This window comes from Streptomyces sp. NPDC050610, from assembly GCF_040654875.1.
In the GTDB taxonomy this organism is placed as follows: Bacteria; Actinomycetota; Actinomycetes; order Streptomycetales; family Streptomycetaceae; genus Streptomyces.
In genome coordinates this window covers 419,045-436,955 of record NZ_JBFAIV010000001.1, presented here as the reverse complement: position 1 = coordinate 436,955, position 17,911 = coordinate 419,045, and the positions used below count along the sequence as shown (strand labels likewise).

Below are 17,911 nucleotides of genomic sequence, written 5' to 3'. Positions count from 1 at the left end.
TCTGAAGAAGAGCGCGGCCAGTGCGAAAGGGCGCCCCGTCCGCACAAGCGCCGGACGTCCCTAGAGGGGCGCCTCCCACACCACCCGCGAGCCGCCTCCGTCCTCGCCGATCCCGGACTCGTGCGTGCTGGAGCCGCCCAGCGACTCCGCGCGCTTGGCGAGGTTCTTCAGGCCGCTGCGCCGGCCGTTCTCGGGGATGCCCACCCCGTCGTCGGCGACCGTCAGCCGTACGCCGTCGCGCCCGTCCGGCAGCTTGGCGGTCGCGTCGACGACCACCTCGATCCGGGATGCCTGCGCGTGCCGGAACGCGTTCGACAGCGCCTCCCGCAGCGCGGCGATGAGGTTCTTGCCGGTCAGCTCGCCGACCTTCGCGTCGACCGGTCCGACGAAAGCGGCCGACGGCTGGAAGCCCAGCGGCACGGCGGCCGTCCCGATCTCGCGCAGGACGCGGGTGCGCAGCCCGGCCGGGGCCTCCGCGGGCCCCTGCTGCAACGCGAAGATCGCCGTACGGATCTCCTGGATCGTCACGTCCAGCTCGTCCACGGCCTGTCCGACCTTCACCCGCACATCGGGCACGACCGCCTTGCGCTGCGCGCTCTCCAGCATCAGCCCGGTGGCGAACAGCCGCTGGATGACCAGGTCGTGCAGGTCGCGGGCGATCCGGTCGCGGTCCTCGTAGACGGCCAGCCGCTCCCGGTCGCGCTGCGCGTCGGCCAGTACGAGCGCGAGCGCGGCCTGCGCGGCGAACTGGGCGGCGAGCGTGCGCTCGGTGTCGGTGAACTTGCGGTCGCCGCGCCGCCTGGGCGTGGCGAGGGTGCCCAGCACCCGGTCGCCGTTCTTGAGCGGCAGCAGCATGCTCGGTCCGAAGAGCGGCGCGGCGTCCGTGATCATGCGGTCGTCGGTGGCCGAGTCGTCCACGTACACCGGTTCCCCGGCGAGGAGCTGGGAGACGACGGGGCTGTGCGGCGGTATCACCGTGCCGAGGAGTCCGGCGGCGTTCTCGGCGCTGACCGCCACCATCTCCAGGCCGCCCTCGTCGTCGGGGAGCAGCACGATCCCGGCGGCCGAGTCGGCGAGGCGGCGGGCCTGCTCGGCGACGACGGCGAGGGCGTCCTCGGCGTCGCTGCCGGAGAGCAGCGCCGTGGTCACGGCCACCGAACCGTCGATCCAGCGCATCCGCTGGCGGCCCTCCTCGTAGACGCGCGCGTTGCCGATCGCGATGCCCGCCTCGGTCGCCAGCACCCGCACCATGTTCAGGTCGGCGTCGCTGAACAGGCCGCCGCCGCGCTTCTCGGCGAGGTAGAGGTTGCCGAAGGTCTCGCCCTGCACCTTGATCGGGACGCCCAGGAAGGTGCGCATCGGCGGGTGGTTCGGGGGGAAGCCGGCGTAGCGGGGGTCGGCGGTCAGGTCGGCGAGTATGACCGTCTCGGGCCGTCGGATGAGGGCTCCGAGGAGTCCGCGGCGCCCGTCGGGCAGGTCGCCGATCAGCGCGTGCTGTTCTTCGGACACGCCGTGCGTGATGAACTCCGAGAGCCCTTGGCCGGCGGCGTCGATGACGCCGATCGCCGCGTACTCGGCGTCGGCGAGCTCCGCCGCGGTCTCCGCGATCCGGTCGAGCGTGGTGCGCAGTTCGAGCCCGTTGCCGACCGACCGCATGGCCTCCAGCAGCCGCGGCACGCGGGCGGTCAGCTCCGTGGACAGGCCCTGGAGGCTGCGGTTCGCCTCGGTGGCGATATCCAGCGGGTCCAGCGGGTCCGAGGGGTCCAGCGGACCCTGAGAGTCCGGTGAGTCCTGTGGTGCTGACGTGGCTGCCATAGCCATGAGACTAGTAAGTCCCATTTGCAAGTGAAAGTCGCCTATGGCTGGTGTCCGGGTGTTCCGTCTCCCGTTCGCGCTCCAGCATCCGCCGGAACGGCCCCTCCACCGCCGCGAGCTCACCGTACGCGCCGCGCTGCACGGCCCGGCCCCGCTCCAGCACGACCACCTCGTCGACCGTGTCGAGCCCGGCCAGCCGGTGCGTGATCAGCACGGTCGTACGGCCCTCGGTGGCCGCCAGCAGATCCGCCGTCAGCGCGTCCGCCGTGGGCAGGTCCAGATGCTCGGCGGGCTCGTCCAGGACCAGCACCGGGAAGTCGGCCAGCAGCGCCCGCGCCAGGGCGAGCCGCTGGCGCTGGCCGCCGGACATCCGCGCGCCGTGCTCCCCGACCAGCGTGTCGAGCCCCTCGGGAAGACCGTCCACCCACTCCAGGAGCCGGGCGGCGCGCAGCGCGGCGCGCAACTCCGCGTCGCTCGCGCCTGTACGGGCCAGCCGCAGGTTCTCGCGCACCGAACTGTCGAAGAGGTGCGCGTCCTGCGCGCACAGCCCGACCAGCCGGCGCACCTCGTCGCCGTCCACCGAGGCCGCGTCCCGGCCCTCCGCGCCCAGCGTGTACGAGCCGGACTCGGCGTCCAGGAAGCGCAGCAGCACCTGCGCGAGCGTCGTCTTGCCCGCACCCGAGACGCCCACCACCGCGACCCGCCGCCCGGCGGTCAGCTCCAGCGAGAAACCGTCCAGCGCGGGCTCCGGCTGCCCCGCGTGGCGCGCGGTCAGGTCCTGTACGCGCAGGGGGAACGGGGACGCCGGAGCCTGCAGCGGCGCGGCGGGCTCGGCCACCGGCGCGGGCGCGTCCAGCACCTCGTACACGCGCTCCGCGGAGCGCCGCACCCGCTGCCGGTACTGCACCGCCAGCGGCAAGCCCGCGACCGCCTCGAACGCCGCCAGCGGCAGCAGCACCACCACCGCCAGCCACACCCCGCCCAGCCGGCCGTCGTGCAGCGCCTGCACGCCCGTCCAGGCCGCGGCCGCCACGGTCAGCCCGGCCGCCAGCGCGGACAGTCCGGAGCCGAGCGCCGTCGCGGCGGAGGCGCGCCGGGCGATGCCGGTCAGCTCGGCGTCGGCGGTGCGCACCGCCGCGACCCGGCCCGGCAGGGCGCCCGCGACCGTCAGCTCCGCCGTGCCGCTGAGCAGGTCGACGACCCGCGTCGACAGCGCGCCGCGCGCCGGCGACAGCCTCCGCTCCGCGCGGCGGGCCACCGCCCCGGAGACCAGCGGCACGGCCACGCCCGCCACCAGCAGCCCGGCGGCCAGCACCGCGCCCGCCTCCGGCAGCAGCCACCCGAGGAAGCCGACCGAGGCCGCGCCCACCAGGACCGCCGACCCGACGGGCAGCAGCCAGCGCAGGAAGTAGTCCTGCAACGCGTCCACGTCGGCGACCAGTCGGGAGAGCAGATCGCCGCGGCGGGCCTCGCGCAGACCGGCCGGGGCGAGCCGCTCCAGGCGCGCGTACACGGCCACCCGCAGCCCGGCCAGCACCCGCAGGACGGCGTCGTGCGAGACCAGCCGCTCGGCGTACCGGAAGACGGCGCGACCGATGCCGAAGGTCCGCGTCGCGGTGACGGCCACCATCAGATAGAGCACGGGCGGCTCCTGGGAGGCCCGCGAGATCAGCCAGCCGGAGACGGCCATCAGCCCCACCGCGCTGCCGAGCGCGAGCGCCCCGAGCAGGAGCGCGAGCGCGAACCGCCCCCGCAGCGGGCGGCCCGCCGCCCGTACGGCCGCGAGCACGCCGACTCGCCGTTCCTTCGGAACGGCCCAGGGGTCGGGCTTGAGGTCCTCTGGGGCGGCACCCTCAGCGGCCGCCCGGCCGTCGGAATCCCGCCCTTTGGAGAGAGCCGGTTCCGAAACCTCCCCGTCCGTACGTACCGAAGCGACCTCGTCCGCCCCGCCGCCGACCGTCGCCGTGCGCTCCGACGCTTCCCCGTCCGTCCTGCCGCCCGGCACCGCCGTGCGCTCGGGCCGCTCCAGGCGCACCACCCGGTCGGCGACCGCGAGCAGGGCCGGGCGGTGCACGACGAGCAGCACCGTGCGGCCCACCGCCAGCCTGCGGACCGCGTCGACGACCGACGCCTCCGTCTCGCCGTCCAGGTTCGCCGTCGGCTCGTCGAGCAGCAGCACCGGCCGGTCGGCGAGGAACGCCCGGGCCAGCGCGACGCGTTGCCGCTGCCCGGCGGAGAGCCCCGCGCCGTCCTCGCCGAGCCGGGTGTCAGTGCCGTGCGGCAGCATGGACACGAAGTCGAGGGCACCGGCCTCGCGCAGTGCGTCCCGCACCTGCGCGTCGTCGGCGTCCGGCCGCGCCAGCCGTACGTTCTCGCCGACCGTCCCGGCGAAGAGGTACGGCCGCTGCGGCACCCAGGCCACCTGGTCGTGCCAGCTTTCGGGGGAGAGCGATGAGAGGTCACTGCCGCCGACGAGCACCCGCCCGCCCGCGGGCCGCTCGAAGCCCAGCACCGCGTTCAGCAGCGTGGTCTTGCCGACCCCGCTCGGCCCGACGACCGCGACCGTCTCGCCGGGCGCGACCTCCAGGGACGTCTCGGCCAGGGACGCCCACGCGCGCCCGTCGTGCCGGACCACGAGCCGTTCCACCGTCAGCGCGGCCTCGCCCGCCCGCGGCGCGGGAGCGGTGCCGGGCGCGGCCGCCGGCTCGCTCTCCAGCACCGCGAAGACCTCGTCGGCGGCGGACAGCCCCTCCGCCGCCGCGTGGTACTGCGCGCCGACCTGCCGCAGCGGCAGATACGCCTCGGGCGCGAGCACCAGCACCATGAGGCCCGTATAGAGGTCGAGTTCGCCGCGTACGAGCCGCAGTCCGATGCCGACGGCGACCAGGGCGACGGACACGGTGGCGAGCAGTTCCAGCGCGAAGGAGGAGATGAAGGCGATCCGCAGGGTCCGCAGCGTCGCCCGCCGGTAGTCGTTCGTGATCGAACGGATCGACTCGGCCTGCGCCTTGGCGCGTCCGAAGACCTTGAGGGTGGGCAGTCCGGCGACGACGTCGAGGAAGTGCCCGGACAGCCGGGACAGCAGCCGCCACTGCCGGTCCATGGTGGACTGCGTGGCCCAGCCGATCAGGATCATGAACAGGGGGATGAGCGGCAGTGTGATGACGATGATCAGGGCCGAGACCCAGTCGGCGGTGACGATACGGGCCAGGACGGCGACGGGCACCACGATCGCGAGCCCCAACTGGGGCAGATAGCGGGCGAAGTAGTCGTCCAGCGCGTCGATGCCGCGAGTGGCGAGGGTGGTCAGCTCGCCGGTGCGCTGCCGGCTGAGCCACAAGGGGCCCAGCTTCGCGGCGTGGGCGAGCAGCCGCACCCGCAGTTCGCTCTTGACCGAGGCGCTGGCGCGGTGTGCGGCCAGTTCCGTCAGCCAGGAGACGGCGGCCCGGCCCACCGCCACCGCGCCGAGCAGCAGCAGCCGCCCTGTGATGTCGCCGGCGGTGCGGCCGTGCTGGAAGGCGCCGACCACCACGTCGGCGATGAGCATCGCCTGGGCGATGACGAGCCCGGCCCCCGCCAGCCCGAGGGCCACGGTCGCGACCAGGAAGAGGCGGGTCGCTTTCGCGTGGGTGAGCAGGCGGGGGTCGACAGGTTTCACGTGGAACCGTTCCTCGTCAGTGCGCGGCCGGGTCGGGGATGTGCTGGGTGCCGATCCGCTTGCGGAACACCCAGTACGTCCATGCCTGGTAGGCCATGACCAGCGGCGTCATGATGACCGCCACCCACGTCATGATCTTCAACGTGTACGGGCTGGACGCCGCGTTGGCGGCCGTCAGGCTCCAGTCCGGGTTGGTGGACGACGGCATCACATTGGGGAACAGGGCGAGGAAGAGCATCGCGACCGCCGCCGCGATGGTCACCCCGGACAGGGCGAACGCCCAGCCCTCGCGCCCCAGTCGGTTCATGACCAGCGCCACGACCAGCGCCACGACCGCGACGATCATGGCGGCCAGGCTGCGCCCGTTGCCGGTGTGCGCCTGCGTCCAGATCAGGAAGACGAGCGCCAGCACGGCGGTGGCCAGCCCCAGCACGGTCGCGAGCCGCCGCGCCCGTACCCGGATGTCGCCGGCCGTCTTGAGCGCGGCGAACACCGCGCCATGGAAGGTGAAGAGCACCAGCGTGACCAGGCCGCCGAGCAGGGCGTACGGGTTGAGCAGGTCGAGCACGTCGCCGGTGTAGTTCTTGTCCGGGCCGATCGGCACGCCGCGCACGATGTTGCCGAAGGCGACGCCCCACAGGAAGGCGGGGACCAGCGAGGACCAGAAGATGGCGTGCTCCCAGTTGCGCTGCCAGCGCTCCTCGGGCCGCTTCTGCCGGTACTCGAAGGCGACGCCGCGCACGATCAGGCAGACCAGGATGGCGAGCAGCGGCAGGTAGAAGCCGCTGAAGAGGGTCGCGTACCAGTCGGGGAAGGCGGCGAACGTCGCACCGCCGGCGGACAGCAGCCAGACCTCGTTGCCGTCCCAGACCGGGCCGATCGTGTTGATCAGCACCCGGCGTTCCTTGCGGTCCTTGGCGAGGACCTTGGTCAGGACGCCGATGCCGAAGTCGAAGCCTTCGAGGAAGAAGTAGCCGATCCACAGGACCGCGATCAGCAGGAACCAGAAGTCGTGAAGATGCATGGTCGTTCTCTCCCTTCCCGTGTCAGTAGGCGAATGTCATCGGCTTGTCGGCGTTCTCGGACTCGGCGCCGTCCTGCGCGCCGTCACCGCCGCTCCCGCCGGACGGGGGCCGCAGCCGGGGGTCCTTGGCGGGCGGCTGTTCGTCGAGGTCCGGCCCGGCCTTGACGTACTTGATGAGCAGCCTGGCCTCGACGACCGCGAGGATTCCGTAGAGCAGCGTGAAGACCACCATCGAGGTGATGACCTCGCCGGTGCCCACGCCGGGCGACACCGCGTCCTTGGTCTTCATCAGCCCGTAGACGACCCAGGGCTGGCGGCCCATCTCGGTGAAGATCCAGCCGAAGGAGATGCCGACGATCGGGAAGAGCATGGTGAGCATGCCGATTCGCCAGGACCACTTGGTGAAGAAGGTGCTCATCTCGACCCGCTTGGTGAGCATCAGCCGTGGCACCTCTTCGTCTCCCGTACGGAACTCCGGGGCGAGCCAGCGCTTCTTGCGGGTCGTCCACAGTCCGATCAGGCCCGCGACGAACGACGTCATGCCGACGCCGATCATCAGCCGGAAGCCCCAGAAGGCCACGAAGATGTTGGGGATGTAGTCGTCCGGCTCGCCGCCGTACTTCTCCGCCTCGGCCTTGGCGGTGTCGTGGATGCCGGGGACCGAGTCGGTGAAGTTGTCGTGGGCGAGGAAGGACAGCACTCCGGGGATCGACAGCTCGACGGTGTTGTGGCCCTTGTTGACGTTGCCGACCGCGAAGATGGAGAAGGGCGCGGGCTCCTTGGTCTCCCACAGCGCCTCGGCCGCCGCCATCTTCATCGGCTGCTGCTGGAACATGACCTTGCCGAGGGTGTCGCCGCTGATGGCCGTGCCCAGCCCGGCGATGACCGTGACGATCAGGCCGACCCGCAGCGAGCTGCGCATCGCGCCGATCTTCTTGCGCTCCTTCTCCCCGGGCGCCTCGCCGGCCGACTGCCGCCGCTTGGCCTTCCACAGGTGGTACGAGGCGACGCCGATGACGAACGCGCCGCCCGCGAGGAAGGCCGCGGTGATGGTGTGGAAGAACTGCGTCAGCGTCGTGTTCTGGGTCAGAACCCGCCAGATGTCGGTGAGCTGCGCCTTGCCCGTCGACTTGTCGATCGTGTAGCCGGTCGGGTGCTGCATCCAGGAGTTGGCGGCGAGGATGAAGTACGCGGAGAGGACCGTACCGATCGAGACAATCCAGATGCAGGCGCAGTGGATCTTCTTCGGCAGTTTGTCCCAGCCGAAGATCCACAGTCCGATGAAGGTCGACTCGAAGAAGAAGGCGATCAGCGCCTCCATCGCGAGCGGTGCGCCGAACACGTCACCGACGAAGCGCGAGTAGTCGGACCAGTTCATGCCGAACTGGAACTCCTGGACGATGCCGGTCACGACGCCCATCGCGATGTTGATGAGGAAGAGCTTTCCCCAGAACTTGGTCGCGTGGAAGTACTTCTCCTTGCCCGTACGGACCCACGCCGTCTCCAGTCCGGCGGTGATCGCCGCGAGACTGATCGTGAGTGGGACGAAGAGGAAGTGGTAGACGGTGGTGATGCCGAACTGCCATCGCGCCAGGGTCTCCGGCGCCAAAGCAAGGTTCACGTCGGACTCTCCTTCACCTCTCGTACCGCTCTCGCTCAGCCGCAGTGTGCCCTTTTTGCCCGATCACAAGTGGGATGCAAGGCGGACATAAAGGGACGCGCTTGTGAACGCGTTCACATTCACAAGCAATTATGACGCACACACTCGCGCGACCGTCGCGCGGGGGGCCGAAAAGCGACGTCCCGCGCCGGAGAACGGCGCGGGACGTCTGGAGGCAAGCCGGGAAGTCTGTTAGAGGCGGCCGGAGAAGGGGCTGTCAGAGGCGGCCGGGGAAGGAGCTGTCAGGGGCGGGCAGGGAAGGAGCTCACAGCTCCTTGCGGAACGCCGCGGCCGCCTGCACGAAGAGGTCGTTGGCCTCGGTCTCGCCGATCGTCGCCCGCATGCCCTCGCCCGGGAACGGCCGGACCACCACGCCCGCCCGCTCGCACGCCGCAGCGAACTCCGCCGTACGCTCCCCCAGCCGCAGCCACACGAAGTTGGCCTGCGACTCCGCGACCGTCCACCCCTGGCCGACCAGCGCGTCCACCACCCGGCGCCGCTCCACCACCAGCGCGTCGACCCGCTCCCGCAGCGCGTCCTCGCTGCGCAGCGAGGCGATCGCCGCGTCCTGCGCGAGCTGGCTGACGCCGAACGGCACCGCCGTCTTGCGCAGCGCCGCCGCGACCGGCTCGTGCGCGACGGCGAAGCCGATCCGCAGCCCGGCCAGCCCGTACGCCTTGGAGAAGGTGCGCAGCACGCAGACGTTGGGGCGGTCGCGGTAGAGGTCGATCCCGTCCGGCACGTCCTCGTCGCGGTTGAACTCGCGGTACGCCTCGTCCAGGACGATCAGCACGTCGGACGGGACGCGGTCCAGGAAGGACTCCAGCTCGGCCCGGCGCAGCACGGTGCCCGTGGGGTTGTTGGGGTTGCAGACGAAGATCAGCCGAGTCCGATCGGTGACCGCGGCCAGCATCGCCTCAAGGTCGTGCCCCTCGTCCTCGTCCAGCGGCACCTGCACCGACGTCGCGCCCGAGACCTGGGTGATGATCGGGTACGCCTCGAAGGACCGCCAGGCGTAGACGACCTCGTCACCGGGGCCGGCCGTCGACTGCACCAGCTGCTGGGCGACGCCGACCGATCCGGTGCCGGTGGCCAGGTGGTCGACGGGGACGTCGAAGCGCTCCGACAGCTCCGCCACCAGGTCCGTACAGGCCAAGTCCGGGTAGCGGTTGAACGTTCCGGCCGCCGTGACCGCGCTCTCCAGGACGCCGGGCAGCGGCGGGTAGGGGTTCTCGTTGGAGGACAGCTTGTAGACGACCGGACCGTCGGCCGGGGCCCGCTTGCCCGGCTTGTACGTCGGCACGCTGTCCAACGCGGCGCGCAGCCTCGGGGTCTTCTCAGTCACCGCAGGTCCTCCTCGACGTCCCGTACCACTCAATACTCCATACCTTATGAGGATTGCCCCGGGTCCCGTCCAGAGCTTTCGGTCCCGTCCAAGGGCCCGGGGCCCGCCCGGGTCCGTCGTCCCCGCTCAGCGGCCCCGCCCCGGACGGCGCCGCCGGTTCCGTACAGCGCCCGCTGTTCCGTCGGCCCGGTCGCGGCCGACCGCTCGCGCCGATGGGGGGAGCGCTCACCGCCCTGGCGCACGCCGGTGGCGAGCGCCGTGGCGCGCATCGCCCGTACAGGTGAGTTGAGACCTCTTCGAGACCTGGACCATTCGGCGGGCGTGGATATGCCAGATGCCTACGGGCCACTGTCACAACCCCCAACGACCTTGACTTCCATGGTCATTGATCGGGCACGCACATGCAGAAACGTGCCTGTCAACAGCCAAATAACGAGCCCTGCCATCCAACCAATCGCGCCCTACTATCGGCACGCCATGACAGCAGCAGGGAAGCATCAGGTGAGCCGGTCAACCGGCCGTCGGCTGGGGCGGGCGGGCATCCGCGACGTGGCCGCCGCGGCCGGCGTCTCCATCACGACCGTCTCCGACGCGCTCAACGGCAAGGGCCGGCTACCGGACGCGACCCGCCGCCACGTCCGCGAGGTCGCCGATCGGCTGGGCTACCGCCCTTCCGCGGCGGCCCGCACGCTCCGTACCGGCAAGTCCGGCCTCATCGGCCTGACCGTGACCACGTACGGGAATGAACCTTTCACCTTCACCGAATTCGCCTACTTCGCCGAGATGGCCAGGGCCGCGACCTCCGCCGCTTTAGCGCGCGGCTACGCCCTCGTCATCCTCCCCGCCACCTCCCGCCACGACGTCTGGTCCAACGTCGCGCTCGACGGCACCGTCGTCGTCGACCCCTCCGACCATGACCCCGTCGTCTCCGAACTCGTCCACCACGGCATCCCCGTCGTCTCCGACGGCCGCCCCGCGGGCGCCCTGCCCGTCACCGCCTGGGTCGACAACGACCACGAGGCCGCCGTACTCGACATCCTCGACCACCTCGCCGCCGCCGGCGCCCGCCGCATCGGCCTGCTCACCGGCACCACCACCGACACGTACACCCGCCTGTCCACCACCGCCTATCTGCACTGGTGCGAGCGGGTCGGCCAGGACCCGGTGTACGAGGAGTACCCCGCCCACGATCCGTGCGCGGGCGCCGTGGCCGCCGACCGGCTGCTCGCCCGCCCCGACCGGCCCGACGCGGTCTACGGGCTCTTCGACCCCAACGGCACCGACCTGCTCGCCGCCGCCCGCCGCTACGGACTGCGGGTCCCCGACGACCTGCTCCTCGTGTGCTGCAGCGAGTCCATGGTCTACGCCACCACCGAACCGCCCATCACCACGCTCTCCCTCAAACCCCGCCGCATCGGCACCGCGGTGGTCCAGCTCCTCATCGACGCCATCGAGGGGCTCGACACGGGCCGCCCTGTGGAACAGGTCATACCGACCGAACTGATCGTGCGCACCTCGTCACAGCGCCGCCCGCCGCGCACCACGGTCAGCCCGCCGCGCAGCCCGCGCAGCAGCGGCCCGGCGTAGCGGCCCGGCGCAACGACGGCCTCACAGCGTCGCGGCGGCCCGGCACAGCGGCGGGCCGACTGACCGCAGTACGCGGCCCGGCACAGCGCCCGTTCCGCTTCGGGCCCCGCGGCGCCCGCCGGCGATACGCGGAAACGGCGGAGACAAAGGCGACGGGGGCCGCGGCCGAGAGGACGAGAAAGACGGGAAAGACGGGAAAGGGTGTGAAGGCCCGGGCCGGGCTTCCGTGCGCCGCCCGGGCCTTCCACGCGCTCCCGCCTCGGCGGCATGAAGCCCCTATCGGAGGCAAGAACCGGGCTGGGGCAGAATGATGGGCGGGGATCGAACAGCCCAATTGGGGAGAAAAGAGCGGAGAAGTCCCGCCCTCCCCGATTGACAGCCCCCTGGTGCGTCGCACGCCGCGACGGTCATTCCTATGATGGGCGCACGACACCACGGACCGCCATCGACCAGGCAAGGTCCACAAGGTGCACGGCGGCGCGATGGTGGAGGGGTCGATGACTCAGGGGGCCGGTCTGGGACCCACGGCACGGACCACGGCGGCACTTCCGCCCTTCCCTGCGTACGCGCAGTCCGAGCCACACGAGAATCCCCCCGCACCACCCGCACCGGGCGGCGCGGAGGCGATGCCGCCCGGCTACACGCCCACCGAGCGGGACCTGCCGGTCATCGGCGCGAACCCGGACGTGCCCACCGTCGAGCTCACCCCGCTCGCCGACCCCGAGGCCCCCCTCCCCCCGAACGGGCCGGGCCCCCTGTACGTCGTCGGCGACGTCCACGGCTACCTCGACGAACTCCACGAGGCGCTCGCCGCCCAGGGGCTGATCGACGCCGACGGCAACTGGGCCGCCGGCAACGCCCGTCTCTGGTTCCTCGGCGACTTCACCGACCGCGGCCCGGACGGCATCGGCGTGATCGACCTCGTCATGCGGCTCTCCGCGGAGGCCGCGGCGGCCGGCGGCTACTGCAAGGCGCTCATGGGCAACCACGAGCTCCTCCTCCTCGGCGCCAAGCGGTTCTACGACACCCCCGTCAACTCCGGCGCGGGCACCGCCTCCTTCCAGGCCGCCTGGCTCATCAACGGCGGCCAGCGCACCGACATGGAGCGCCTCCAGGACCACCACCTGCAGTGGATGGCCCGGCTCGACGCGATGGCCGAGGAGGACGGCCATCTGCTGGTGCACTCCGACACCACCGCCTATCTCGACTACGGCGACTCGATCGAGGCCGTCAACGACGCCATCACCGAGGCGCTGCAGCGCAGCGACGCCGACGAATGCTGGGACCTGTTCCGGAAATTCACCAAGCGCTTCGCGTTCCGCGACGAAGCGGGGCCGATGGCCGCCCGGGAACTGCTGGACACCTTCGGCGGCACCCGTGTCGTACACGGCCACAGCCCGATCCCGTACCTCCTCGGCGAGGTAGGATCCGAGGACGGCGAGGACAACGGCGCGGCGGCCGTGGACGGTCCCCATGTGTACGCCGACGGCCTGGCGGTCGCGATGGACGGCGGCGTCACGATGGCCGGAAAGCTACTGGTGGTTCAACTTCCTCTGTCTGTCTGAGGATTCATTGGGCAGGGGTAGGGGCAGGTAGGAATTTCCACCGCGCGGGGGGAATTCGGGAAACAGACTGTCACCCCGTGCCAGAACGGCTCTACCATCGGCCTTATCCGTAGCAGGCTCTCCTCCGTTTCCGCCCAACTGCCCGGTGTAGGCCGGCTACAAGGCCCTACGGAGCATCGGGGGATGCACATGAACAGCGCTCCGCACCTGCTGACCGAGGATCGCCCGGAGTTCGAGCGAGTCCTCGACGAGGCGCTGCGTACCGCAGACCATGACCCGGAACTGGCCGCCCTAGGCCGGCGGCTCAACAGTGAACAGCTGCGCACCATGGCGTTGGGCGCCGTGGCCGCTATTTCGGCATGCGCGGCAGCCGAGTACCAGAACTATGTACAGGCGCGTGACGAACTGCGCGCGCCCGCGAGCGTCGCCCGGCCTCAGCCGGTCGGGGGCGGTAGCGGCGGCGGTGACCAGGGCGACGACCATGCGGCCGCCGTCGGGATCGCCACCGCCATGAGCGAGGCCGCCGAGGCCGGAGCGGGAGCGGGAGCGGTGCTCGCCGTGCTCGCCCCGGTCCTGGCGGGCATCGCGGCCCTGCTTTTCCTCGTCATCGGATATGTCCTGCGCACGGTCAGCTCCGACGCCTCCGTCGCGGGCCCGATGATCACCATCGGCTGGTGGTTCGGCGGTCTCACCGCCGCCGGGGTCCTCGTCGCCATGGGCGCCATGCTGCTGACCGCCCTGCGCAACAACGGGCCCTCGGGCCGCGAGGGGCGCGTGGCGGGCAAGCGGGCGGAGGCGGTGGCGCAGGCCAGGGAAGCCTGGCGGCAGGCGCTGCTGCACCGCGGCGTACTGCCTTTCCTGCGCGAAGCGCTCGCCGACGCGGGTCCGCCGGAGCCGCGGCCGCAGCCGACGTCCGTGCCGAGGGCTTCGGGGGTCCACCGGACACCCCACCTCGGCTACTCCCGTCCGGGCTTCTCCAGCCCGGACGCCAACAATGAGCATGTCTCCCGGCCCCGGTTCTCCAGCCCGGACTTCACCAGCCCGGACTACGGAGGCCCGGACCACCGGCCCGAGTAGCGCCGAAAGGCCGGCCCGAACGGGGCCGGCCCACCGGACCTGAGGAACATCCGGCGTCGTCCGGCCCACCGCCCGGGCCGGACGACGCCGCATGTTCGCTGGTACGTACGTACCGGCGGCACGCGTCAGCCGCGGTGCCCCAGGGTGTCGTCCAGCCAGTCGTAGACCTGCGCGTAGGCGAGCCGCTGGCCGCCGGCCTGGCAGTGGGCGTCGGCGCCCAGTTCAGGGGTGAACTCAAGGAATGTCTTCGGACCGGTCAGGTGCTCGAAGAGCTCCTCCGGCTGGCCCTCGAAGAACACGTCGGTGGTTCCGGAGCAGACCAGGACGGGGCAGGTGATCTTCTCGGCCACGCCGTCGCGCAGGTTGTAGTCGAGGAAGGTGGCGGCGAACTTGCGCGGGGTGTCGGCGCCCATGACGTACATGCCCTGTTCCATGGCCCACCGCATCTTCGGGCTGGCGGCCATGGCCTGCTCCAGGCCGGCGTCGACCTCGGGGGCGTGGTCGGCGCGCAGCAGTCGTGCGATCTCGGCGCGGTCGCCGGGGAAGGCTTCGGCCACGGCCGAGGCCAGGTCGTAGATGCCGTCGAAGGCGATGACGGCGGCGATGCGGTGCTCGAAGGCGGCGGCGCGCGGCCCGAGCATCCCGCCCATGCTGTTGCCGAACAGCGCGATACGGTCCGGGTCCACCTCGGGGCGGGTGAGGGCGTAGTCGATGACCGGGCCGACGACCGCTTCCCAGTCGGGGCGGAACACCATGCCGTGGTGGTGGCGGGTGCCCGGCTGCCCCGGCCCGTCGAAGGTCAGGACGTTGTAGCCGCGCTCGACGGCCGCGGCGCCGCCGCCGAAGTGCATCTCCTCGGCCGTGCCGTCGAACCCGTTGAACATGAGCACGGTCGGCCGGACGGCGCCCGAGTCGTCGGGCCGGTAGAAGTATCCGGGCAGGACGGTGTCCTCGTACGGGATCTCGACCAGCTCGATGGGCGGGGTGAACAGGGCGGCGGCCTCGCGGAAGCAGGCGACCGACGCGTCGTAGGCCCGCAGGATGCGGGGGTCGTCGGGGTTGCCGTGCAGGAAGAACTCGGCGCTGCGGTAGTAGTTCGAGGCCCGCAGGAAGGCATCGCGGGCGCTGACCCGGTGCCCGCCGTCCTTCGCCTTGCGGGCGACCTCCGCCACGCGCTCTCCCATGGCGAACCACTCGTCGTGCCAGCTGTCGTAGTCACCGGGGGTGATGCGCTCGGCGACGACCGCTGCCTCGCCGAAGTCGCCGCCCCCGTAGGCGCTGTGCCCGAAAACGCGCAGCGTCTCGAACCAGAACTGGCTGTTCTCCGGGAAGAAGACGGGCTTCATGGCCCCTCCTAAAAGTTGGTGGCGACTGCGTTAACCACGACGTTAGACCCATGGCGAGCACAAACGCAAGCGCTGACTGCGTTTGGCTAGAATGGGGCCATGAAGGAAGAGCAAGAGCGGGCCCGCCGCCCCGGCGGCCGCAGCGCCCGCGTCCGCACGGCGGTGCACCAGGCCGTCATGTCGCTGGTCAGCGAACGCGGATACGGCGGCTTCACCGTCGGCGAGGTCGCGGCCCGCGCCGGCGTCGCCGACACCAGCGTCTACCGCCGCTGGGGCAACCTCGAAGCCCTGACCACGGACGTGGCGATCTCCTGGCTGACCACCCAGTCACCGATCCCCGACACGGGCAGCCTCAGAGGCGACCTGCACGCCTACGCGTCCCACGTGGCCCGCGACATCACCGGCCCCGACGGCCTGGCGGTGCTCCGCCTGGTCGTGTCCCTCTCCGCGGCCGGCCAGGACGGCGAGCAGGCGCGCAACAACCTCCTCCTGGAGCGCCAGCGCCAGATGGACGCCATGCTCGACCGGGCCCACGCCCGCGGCGAACCCGCGCCGCGGTCCATGGAGGTGGTCGACCACATCCTGGCCCCGATGTACGTCCGCGTCCTCTTCGGCCTCACCGACCTCAGCCCCGACTACGTCGACGACCTGGTCGACCACCTGCTCCTCCGGCTGCCGAAGGGGACGTGAGACTGGGCGGCCGTGAAGCCGTGGCCAGGCGGGGCAGACGTCCTCGGCACGTAGGCACGTAGGCACGTAGGCACGTAGGCACGTAGGCACGTCATGCCGAAGGGCCCGAAGTCGCAAGGGCGAGTTGCGGCTTCGGGCCCGGTTCGTACGGTCGTACCGCCTCCGGCGCTTCGGTGGGCGGGGCGGCGCGTCAGTCCGCGATCGGCAGATACACGCGGTTGCCCGCCGCCGCGAACTCCCTGGACTTCTCCGCCATTCCGGCCTCGGCGTCAGCCTCGGCCTCGGAGTCGATCGACAGGTCCCCGCCGTGTTCACGGCGGATGTCCTGGGAGATCTTCATCGAGCAGAACTTCGGGCCGCACATGGAGCAGAAGTGCGCGGTCTTCGCCGGCTCGGCCGGGAGGGTCTGGTCGTGGAACTCCCGCGCCGTGTCCGGGTCGAGGGCCAGGTTGAACTGGTCCTCCCAGCGGAACTCGAACCGGGCGTCGGAGAGCGCGTCGTCCCATTCCTGGGCGCCGGGGTGCCCCTTGGCCAGGTCCGCCGCGTGGGCGGCGATCTTGTACGTGATCACGCCGGTCTTGACGTCGTCCCGGTCCGGCAGCCCGAGGTGCTCCTTGGGGGTCACGTAGCAGAGCATCGCCGTGCCCCACCAGGCGATCATCGCCGCGCCGATGCCCGAGGTGATGTGGTCGTAGGCGGGGGCGACGTCCGTGGTCAGCGGGCCGAGCGTGTAGAACGGGGCCTCCTCGCAGATCTCCTGCTGGAGGTCGATGTTCTCCTTGATCTTGTGCATCGGGACGTGCCCCGGGCCCTCGATCATGGTCTGTACGCCGTGCCGCTTGGCGATGGAGTTCAGCTCGCCGAGCGTACGCAACTCCGCGAACTGCGCCTCGTCGTTGGCGTCCGCGATACAGCCGGGGCGCAGCCCGTCCCCGAGCGAGTACGTGACGTCGTACGAGGCGAGGATCGAGCACAGCTCCTCGAAGTTCTCGTAGAGGAACGACTCCTTGTGGTGGGCCAGGCACCACGCGGCCATGATCGAACCGCCGCGCGAGACGATGCCGGTCTTGCGGCGCGCGGTCAGCGGCACGTACCGCAGGAGTACGCCCGCGTGGACCGTCATGTAGTCCACGCCCTGCTCGGCCTGTTCGACGACCGTGTCCTTGTAGATCTCCCAGGTCAGCTCCTCGGCCTTGCCGTCGACCTTCTCCAGCGCCTGGTAGAGCGGCACGGTGCCGATCGGCACGGGCGAGTTGCGCAGCACCCACTCGCGCGTGGTGTGGATGTTGCGGCCGGTGGAGAGGTCCATGACCGTGTCGGCGCCCCAGCGGGTCGCCCAGGTCATCTTCTCGACCTCCTCCTCGATGGAGGAGGTGACAGCGGAGTTGCCGATGTTGGCGTTGACCTTCACCAGGAACTTCTTGCCGATGATCATCGGCTCGATCTCCGGGTGGTTCACATTGGCCGGCAGTACGGCCCGGCCCGCCGCGATCTCCTCCCGTACGGTCTCGGGGGCCACGTTCTCGCGGATCGCGACGTACTCCATCTCGGCCGTGATCTCGCCGCGCCTGGCGTACGCGAGCTGTGTGACGGCCCGTCCGCCGTGGCCCCGGCGGGGCTGGCGCGGGCGGCCCGGGAAGACCGCGTCGAGGTTCTTGAGGCCGCCGCGCGGGGTGGTGTGCTTGAGGCCGTCGTCCTCCGGGCGCAGCGGGCGCCCGGCGTACTCCTCGGTGTCGCCGCGGCCGATGATCCAGTTCTCCCGGACCGGCGCGAGGCCGCGCCGGACGTCCGTCTCGACGGCCGGGTCGGTGTACGGGCCGGACGTGTCGTACAGCCGCACGTCCCGGCCGTTGGTGAGGTGCACCCGGCGGACCGGGACCCGCAGGTCCGGCCGCGTTCCGGTCACGTGGTCCTTGTGCCAGCCGAGCTCCGCGGAGCCATTGGCCGCCGCTGTGCCGCTGGTTTCGGGCGTGCGTGCATCCTGCTGCGAGGTCATAAGACCCAACTCCCTACGCCGGCATTACCCGGTAACAGGTTCGGCGGTCGACGCAGCGGCTTCCGTACGTACGTCCCGTACGGAGATCAGCGCCCTCTCAGCCCGGTGCTCCGAGCTCCCGCGATTGCAAAGGTGTCACTACGCTAAC

General features: G+C 71.3%; 11 protein-coding genes and 1 riboswitch. Of the genes, 4 read left to right on the top strand and 7 right to left on the bottom strand.

Annotated elements, in window-relative coordinates; genetic code table 11:
* Nucleotides 1-60: 60 nt before the first annotated feature.
* The 5 genes from AB0I22_RS02000 to hisC form a co-directional block, all read right to left on the bottom strand.
* Nucleotides 61-1,767 carry a GAF domain-containing protein gene (locus AB0I22_RS02000; RefSeq protein ID WP_363128710.1) on the bottom strand — a complete coding sequence of 569 codons (1,707 nt, stop codon included), beginning with the start codon at nucleotides 1,765-1,767 and terminating at the stop codon, nucleotides 61-63.
* A 58-nt stretch (nucleotides 1,768-1,825) separates the two neighbouring features.
* A complete protein-coding gene (gene cydD, locus AB0I22_RS01995; RefSeq protein ID WP_363128636.1) occupies nucleotides 1,826-5,473 on the bottom strand; it encodes a thiol reductant ABC exporter subunit CydD in 3,648 nt (1,215 codons plus the stop codon).
* 16 nt (nucleotides 5,474-5,489) lie between these two features.
* Nucleotides 5,490-6,497, bottom strand: coding sequence for a cytochrome d ubiquinol oxidase subunit II (gene cydB / locus AB0I22_RS01990; protein WP_363128635.1), 1,008 nt, complete (start codon nucleotides 6,495-6,497; stop codon nucleotides 5,490-5,492).
* 22 nt (nucleotides 6,498-6,519) lie between these two features.
* The gene (locus AB0I22_RS01985) at nucleotides 6,520-8,118 is read right to left on the bottom strand and encodes a cytochrome ubiquinol oxidase subunit I (RefSeq protein ID WP_363128634.1); all 1,599 of its coding nucleotides are present in this window, start codon (nucleotides 8,116-8,118) and stop codon (nucleotides 6,520-6,522) included.
* Between the two features lie 304 nt (nucleotides 8,119-8,422).
* Nucleotides 8,423-9,502, bottom strand: coding sequence for a histidinol-phosphate transaminase (gene hisC, locus AB0I22_RS01980; protein ID WP_363128633.1), 1,080 nt, complete (start codon nucleotides 9,500-9,502; stop codon nucleotides 8,423-8,425).
* A 477-nt stretch (nucleotides 9,503-9,979) separates the two neighbouring features.
* On the opposite strand from hisC, the gene AB0I22_RS01975 reads away from it, so the two are divergent.
* From AB0I22_RS01975 to AB0I22_RS01965, 3 genes are all read left to right on the top strand, one after another.
* Nucleotides 9,980-11,089, top strand: coding sequence for a LacI family DNA-binding transcriptional regulator (locus tag AB0I22_RS01975; RefSeq protein WP_363128632.1), 1,110 nt, complete (start codon nucleotides 9,980-9,982; stop codon nucleotides 11,087-11,089).
* Between the two features lie 482 nt (nucleotides 11,090-11,571).
* Nucleotides 11,572-12,654 carry a metallophosphoesterase gene (locus AB0I22_RS01970; RefSeq protein WP_363128709.1) on the top strand — a complete coding sequence of 361 codons (1,083 nt, stop codon included), beginning with the start codon at nucleotides 11,572-11,574 and terminating at the stop codon, nucleotides 12,652-12,654.
* 183 nt (nucleotides 12,655-12,837) lie between these two features.
* Nucleotides 12,838-13,731, top strand: coding sequence for a hypothetical protein (locus AB0I22_RS01965; protein WP_363128631.1), 894 nt, complete (start codon nucleotides 12,838-12,840; stop codon nucleotides 13,729-13,731).
* Nucleotides 13,732-13,856: 125 nt separating this feature from the next.
* Here the strand turns inward: AB0I22_RS01965 and AB0I22_RS01960 are convergent, their stop codons facing one another.
* Complete coding sequence (locus AB0I22_RS01960; protein WP_363128630.1) at nucleotides 13,857-15,077, bottom strand: alpha/beta fold hydrolase; 1,221 nt, start codon at nucleotides 15,075-15,077, stop codon at nucleotides 13,857-13,859.
* Nucleotides 15,078-15,176: 99 nt separating this feature from the next.
* Here AB0I22_RS01960 and AB0I22_RS01955 point away from each other — a divergent pair, with 99 nt between their 5' ends.
* A complete protein-coding gene (locus AB0I22_RS01955; RefSeq protein ID WP_363128629.1) occupies nucleotides 15,177-15,767 on the top strand; it encodes a TetR/AcrR family transcriptional regulator in 591 nt (196 codons plus the stop codon).
* Between the two features lie 190 nt (nucleotides 15,768-15,957).
* Here the strand turns inward: AB0I22_RS01955 and thiC are convergent, their stop codons facing one another.
* Nucleotides 15,958-17,763: a phosphomethylpyrimidine synthase ThiC gene (gene thiC, locus AB0I22_RS01950; RefSeq protein ID WP_363128628.1), complete on the bottom strand. Its 1,806-nt coding sequence runs from the start codon at nucleotides 17,761-17,763 to the stop codon at nucleotides 15,958-15,960.
* Nucleotides 17,757-17,895, bottom strand: a riboswitch (TPP riboswitch). Its footprint overlaps the gene before it by 7 nt.
* Between the last annotated feature and the right edge of the window lie 16 nt (nucleotides 17,896-17,911).